The organism is Methylobacterium sp. GXS13, assembly GCF_001455965.1.
GTDB lineage: Bacteria > Pseudomonadota > Alphaproteobacteria > Rhizobiales > Beijerinckiaceae > Methylobacterium.
On the sequence record NZ_LKKO01000098.1, the window covers coordinates 1 to 5169 of the forward strand.

The 5169-nt window shown below is 63.1% G+C and carries 5 protein-coding genes; 3 read left to right on the forward strand and 2 right to left on the reverse strand.

What is annotated here, in order from left to right; translation table 11 throughout:
* Window positions 1-319 precede the first annotated feature (319 nt).
* The gene (locus tag AO398_RS26400) at window positions 320-1006 is read left to right on the forward strand and encodes a zinc metallopeptidase (protein ID WP_058195182.1); all 687 of its coding nucleotides are present in this window, start codon (window positions 320-322) and stop codon (window positions 1004-1006) included.
* Between the two features lie 149 nt (window positions 1007-1155).
* On the opposite strand, the gene AO398_RS26405 is transcribed toward AO398_RS26400, so the two are convergent.
* Window positions 1156-1776, reverse strand: a complete 621-nt coding sequence (locus AO398_RS26405) for a tyrosine-type recombinase/integrase (protein WP_058195184.1) — start codon at window positions 1774-1776, stop codon at window positions 1156-1158.
* Between the two features lie 154 nt (window positions 1777-1930).
* Here AO398_RS26405 and AO398_RS26410 point away from each other — a divergent pair, with 154 nt between their 5' ends.
* On the forward strand, window positions 1931-2566 hold the full coding sequence (locus tag AO398_RS26410; protein ID WP_058195186.1) for a DUF938 domain-containing protein: 636 nt from the start codon (window positions 1931-1933) through the stop codon (window positions 2564-2566).
* On the forward strand, window positions 2563-3291 hold the full coding sequence (locus AO398_RS26415) for an SDR family NAD(P)-dependent oxidoreductase (RefSeq protein ID WP_058195188.1): 729 nt from the start codon (window positions 2563-2565) through the stop codon (window positions 3289-3291). Before AO398_RS26410 ends, AO398_RS26415 begins: the two co-directional genes overlap by 4 nt.
* A 222-nt stretch (window positions 3292-3513) precedes the next feature.
* Here the strand turns inward: AO398_RS26415 and AO398_RS26420 are convergent, their stop codons facing one another.
* Window positions 3514-4920, reverse strand: coding sequence for a hypothetical protein (locus tag AO398_RS26420; protein WP_058195190.1), 1407 nt, complete (start codon window positions 4918-4920; stop codon window positions 3514-3516).
* Between the last annotated feature and the right edge of the window lie 249 nt (window positions 4921-5169).

Below are 5169 nucleotides of genomic sequence, written 5' to 3' on the forward strand. Positions count from 1 at the left end.
TCCTCCGCCGCCGAGCGTCTCGCTTTATTATTCTAGCGAGCCGGCCCAGCGTACTGTCAGGATGCACTTAAATGCGAACAATTCCAAATGTCGTTTGAGTGAGCGCCACTCGAACCGGCGACTGCTTTCGGGAAGCTGGGACTCGCCTCAATGAGGCAAGGTTGGGTCGAAGGCGGAATGACCGCTTCAGGGTGAAGGGGTAGGGTCCGCTCCCCACCCAGTCTGGTCTTTGACGCCTGTGGCGCGATTGTCGGACTGTGAACATCTCGGGTAAGACGCCGCGCTTCCACGTCTACGGCCGCGTGCCTACATATCCCTCGTGCCCATCCTCCTAGCGCTTGGCGCCGCCCTCCTGTTCGGTCTGGTGTTCGGCCCTCAGTGGTGGGTGCGCCGGGCGATGCAGCAATACGCCACCGAGCGGCCGGACTTGCCCGGGACCGGCGGCGAGCTTGCCCGCCATCTGCTCGACCTGGCACGGCTGGAGCTCGTCATCGTCGAGATCGCGCCTGCCGACCACTACGATCCGGTCGCGAACGTCGTGCGGCTGTCGCCGGGGAATCATGACGGCCGCTCGATCACGGCGGTCGCGGTCGCGGCGCACGAGGTCGCCCATGCGCTCCAGCACGCGGCGGGAGACCGGCTCCTCGCGGCACGGGTGAGGTTCGCCCCGATCGTGCAGGGCTTCGAGTTCGCCGCGGCCTTGATGATGATGACCGCGCCCGTGGTGCTTGCCTTCGTCCATTCGCCTGCCCTTCTCGCCCTGCAGGTAGGTATCGGCATCGCGCTCCTTGGCGTTCGCCTCCTGTTCCACTTCCTGACGCTGCCCGTCGAACTCGATGCGAGCTTCCGCCGGGCCCTGCCCATACTGGAGACGGGTCGCTTCCTCGACGTGGGCGACATGCCCGGCGCCCGCACCGTACTGCGCGCTGCCGCCCTCACATACGTGGCCTCGTCACTCGTTGCGCTCGTGAACATTGCCCGCTTTCGGCGGCTCTTCCCGTTCTAAAACCTCTGAGGCGAGCGGCGGATTTCCCTGCCGCGCTTACTCGGAAGCGCACCATCTCTTTTCGGTCAGACCAAATTCGCTGTTTGGCGCCCTTATAGGACGGCGGGGGACTTGGTGCGGCGGCCTGCAGTAGGCCGCCGCGATGTTCGTTAGATGTCAGTCTGCTCCGACATCATCAGCGCATCGTCTGCTTCAATTCCGAGGTAGCGAACCGTGCTCTCAAGCTTGGTATGACCGAGCAGCAGCTGGCAGGCTCTTAGGTTGCCGGTTCGCCGGTAGGTTAGCGCAACCTTCGTCCTACGCAGGCTGTGCGTGCCGTAGCCCGCCGGGTCGAGGCCAATCAGCGTCACCCACTCGTCGACGAGCCGGCCATACTGGCGCGTCGTCAGGTGCTCGCCCGGTCGGCTGCGGCTCGGGAACAGCCAATCGCTGGACCGCAGCCCTCGCAGCTTCAGCCAAGCCGAAAGCGTCTCGCGAGTCGACTCGGTCAACTCGAAGGGTACGGGCCGGCCGGTCTTTTGCTGGATGATGGTGGTACGCAGGCGAATGCCATCGCCGAGGTAGACGTCGGCCACGCGTAGGCGGACGAGGTCGCAGCCCCGCAGCTTGCTATCGATGGCCGTGTTGAACTGCGCGAGATCGCGGGTACGGCCTTCGTGCTGCATGCGGGTACGGATCGCCCAGATGTGCTTTGGCTTGAACGGCGTCTTGGGCCCGATGAGGCGGCCGAGGTTCCACGGTTGGCGGGTTGTATCTCTGGTCGAAGTCATGATGGAACTCCGTTTGAGGAGCCATCAGCATCTCACTGCTATCCGCCCGCTCCGTAGCTGCGCGCCTTGAACTTGAGCCGCGCTGTTGCCTCGGATCAGGCGCGTCGCCACGAAAGGGCATGCGCACGGCGTCGGTTGCTCTTAGAAGAGCCCTATGCCAGACGCTCTGTTCTCGCCGGCTGCGGCCCGCAACGCCGCTTTTATCGCCGAAGTCCTCAAGCGCGTTCTCCCGCCCATCGGCCTCGTCCTTGAGATCGCGAGCGGATCGGGCGAGCACGCCGTCCATTTTGCTCGTGCACTTCCCGAGCTCGTCTGGCAGCCCAGCGATCCGGATGAAGCGGCCCGTCGCAGTATCGTCGCCCATACCCGCGCCGCCGGGCTGGCGAACATCCGGTCGCCGTTGACGATCGATGCGACCCGTCAGCCGTGGCCAGTGGCACGGTCGGACGCGGTCGTCGCGATCAACATGATCCACATCGCACCCTGGGACGCGACCATCGGGCTGATGGCTGGCGCGGAAGAGACGCTCGCGGAAGGTGGTGTGCTTTACCTCTACGGTCCTTTTCGGGAGGATGACGCACACACCGCGCCGAGCAACGCCGCGTTCGACGACAGCTTGCGCGCTAGGAATGCCTCCTGGGGGATCCGCGACGTCGAGGCGGTCGTGGCGGCTGCCCGAGGGCACGATCTGCATCTGGACGAGCATGTCGTGATGCCGGCCAACAATCTCAGTCTGATCTTTCGCCGGGGGCGCCGAAGCCCCGCCGTCGACAGGGAGGCTGCGTCTTGACCCCCACGCGCCCGACCAGCGCGGTTGTCGTCGGCGCGTCCGGCGGCATAGGTGGAGCCTTGATCCGCGCGCTCGCAGAGCGTGCGGCCCACGCGCCAATCTTCGCGCTCTCTCGCTCGGAGGCGTCAGTTCCGCAGGGCGTCCGAACACTTCCGATCGACCTGTGCGACGAGGCGACGATTGCGGCGGCGGCGGCCAGGGTTGGCGAAGCCGGACCGGTCGGTCTGGTCATCGTCGCCACCGGCCTTCTTCACCAGACAGGCGTCTCGCCCGAGAAGACGGTCAGGGCGCTTGACCCCGCCGCGATGGCCACCGTTTTCGCGATCAACACGATCGGCCCTGCGCTCGTCGCCAAGCATTTCGTGCCCTTGCTGGCGCGACGGGAGCGATGCGTTTTCGCGGCCCTGTCGGCGCGAGTCGGATCGATCGGCGACAACCGACTGGGCGGCTGGTACGCCTACCGCGCCTCCAAGTCGGCGCTGAACCAGATTCTGCGAACGCTCGCGATCGAAGTCGCCCACAGCCGACCGGAGGCGATCGTTGTAGGCCTACATCCGGGCACGGTCGCCTCCGACCTGTCGCGGCCCTTCCGGCCGGACCCAACTGCCGACGGTGTCTTCTCGCCTGAAGAGAGCGCGGCGCATCTCCTGCGCGTGCTGAACGGCCTAGGCGCGAACGACACCGGCGGCGTCTTCGCCTGGGACGGCTTGCCGATCCCCGCTTGAGCGCAGTCTCGGCCCGAGCGGATGCCCGGGGCGGCGCCATACGATCGTTTGGAGCTGAGATCACTTACGACATGCGCCAACAGCCGACATTGGCTGCCTGCCCAAAAGCCGACACTCGGGAGGACGGTCAGCTCAGAATCAACGTGCGCCCATTCAGGACGGCTGCTTCCCCCGGGGTTCTCTTCAGGGCTTAGGACCGAGTGGCAATTCTTTCAAACCGGGCTACATGTAGAAACTGTAACTGACCTGCGGCTTCTCTGTTGGACTGACATATTTCATGATGTCTCCGATCTTCCGAGCGCACTCCAGCGTGATTGGCAGCCGGCCATCCATCTGGGTATTGTTCCAATTCATTTTCGTCAGCCCAAGGATCTCATCACACAAGTTTTCGAGGGATGAATCCTGCTCATAAACGCTAATCTTTAGCGGATTCGGCACATACATACCCGGATAGGTCTTGTAGAAATCGACCGTCCCACGAGTGTAGAGTACGCCCTCAGTCTCTGAGATCGTCAGCATGGTGCCGCGCTTCGGAGGATAGTCACTGTCGCCAAAGAGCCTAATCTCGGTGTCGGTGATCGCGACGAAATCCTTCGACCGGATGCCCTTTTCGTCGAGTGCCCGCAGGAAACCGGCTCGCTCACTGTCACGGTAATAGCTGGACTTGTGGATCACAATTCGCGCCGGCATGTGCTCGAGGGCCCGGTCATACTCGTCCAGGGCATCGCGCAACAGTTCGTAGGCCTGCTCCTCGTTTAGGTACGGGTGCCGGTTCTTCTTGTCGATCGAGACTGGGGTGCCGCGGAGGATGATGCCGTGCCCGAACTCGTCGAAAACCTGAGCGAGGCTGGACGAGAGCGTCGCTCCATCCCGACTCTTGTAGAAGCCGATCCCAATGTAGCAGGACCGCAGCTTCGCCGTATCTTCGACTAGGCGCCACGGGATCGTGCGGTTGCCCTTGTAGTACAGAGCCGTGCAAAAGTTCCACGCCTTGGTGGCTGGATCCTGCTGATCGCCAGCGAACTTCGTGATGAGGATAGTCTTCTCGCGTACGAGCTGAAGCGGTGTGCCGAGGTGCATCGACTTTGCTTTGAGGATGCGCCTGAAATTGTGCTCTAGATCATGCTCGTCCGAGTCGTCGTTATCGGCCGTCGTTACGGAATCGAACATCTCGTTCGGCATGACGCAGACGATCACATCGACGGCCCTGTTCTCGGCCAGGAAGCGGATCTGCTCGTAGTACAACTCGACGGCGCGCTCGATGCGATCGACGCGAGAGGCCATCTTCACGACTTCCGTGATGTCGGACTTCTTCAGGGTGCGGGTGTACTGCGGCGAGTTGATCAGTTTTGTTAGAAAGCCATAGTTTTGGTTGATCCCGCCGAAGCCACGGAACAGGTTCAGCAGCTTCGACTCTTTCTTGCGCTCAATGCCGATCCGGCATTTTTCCAGCCACTCGTCGAGGAGATCGACCCCCTCGCCGCGGCCGACAACTCCTATCCGCAGCTCTGTCCGGCGCAGCTCGTCGCGCTGGTCGTAGACCCCCATGTGCTCGATCCCGGTGCGGGGGCAGATGTGGGTGCCGGTACCGAACTCCAGCAGCGGTTCCGCCAGCGTGGTCAGCTTCATGCGGCAGTTCCTTTAGCCAGATCGTCGCCTTCGTCGCCCTCGACCTGATCGGCCTCATCAGCCTCAGAGACGTCGAATTCCAGCAACGGCAGGAATTGCAGGCCTACATACTTGGCATCGTCTAGAGGCTGTTATGGACCTGGGTCGGGCTGATGCTCAGATGAGCGGGGATGAGCGCGACCCGCAAGCTGTATCCGTCCGATGTTTCCGATGAGGAGTGGGCGCTGGTTGCGCCCTACCTGACGCTGC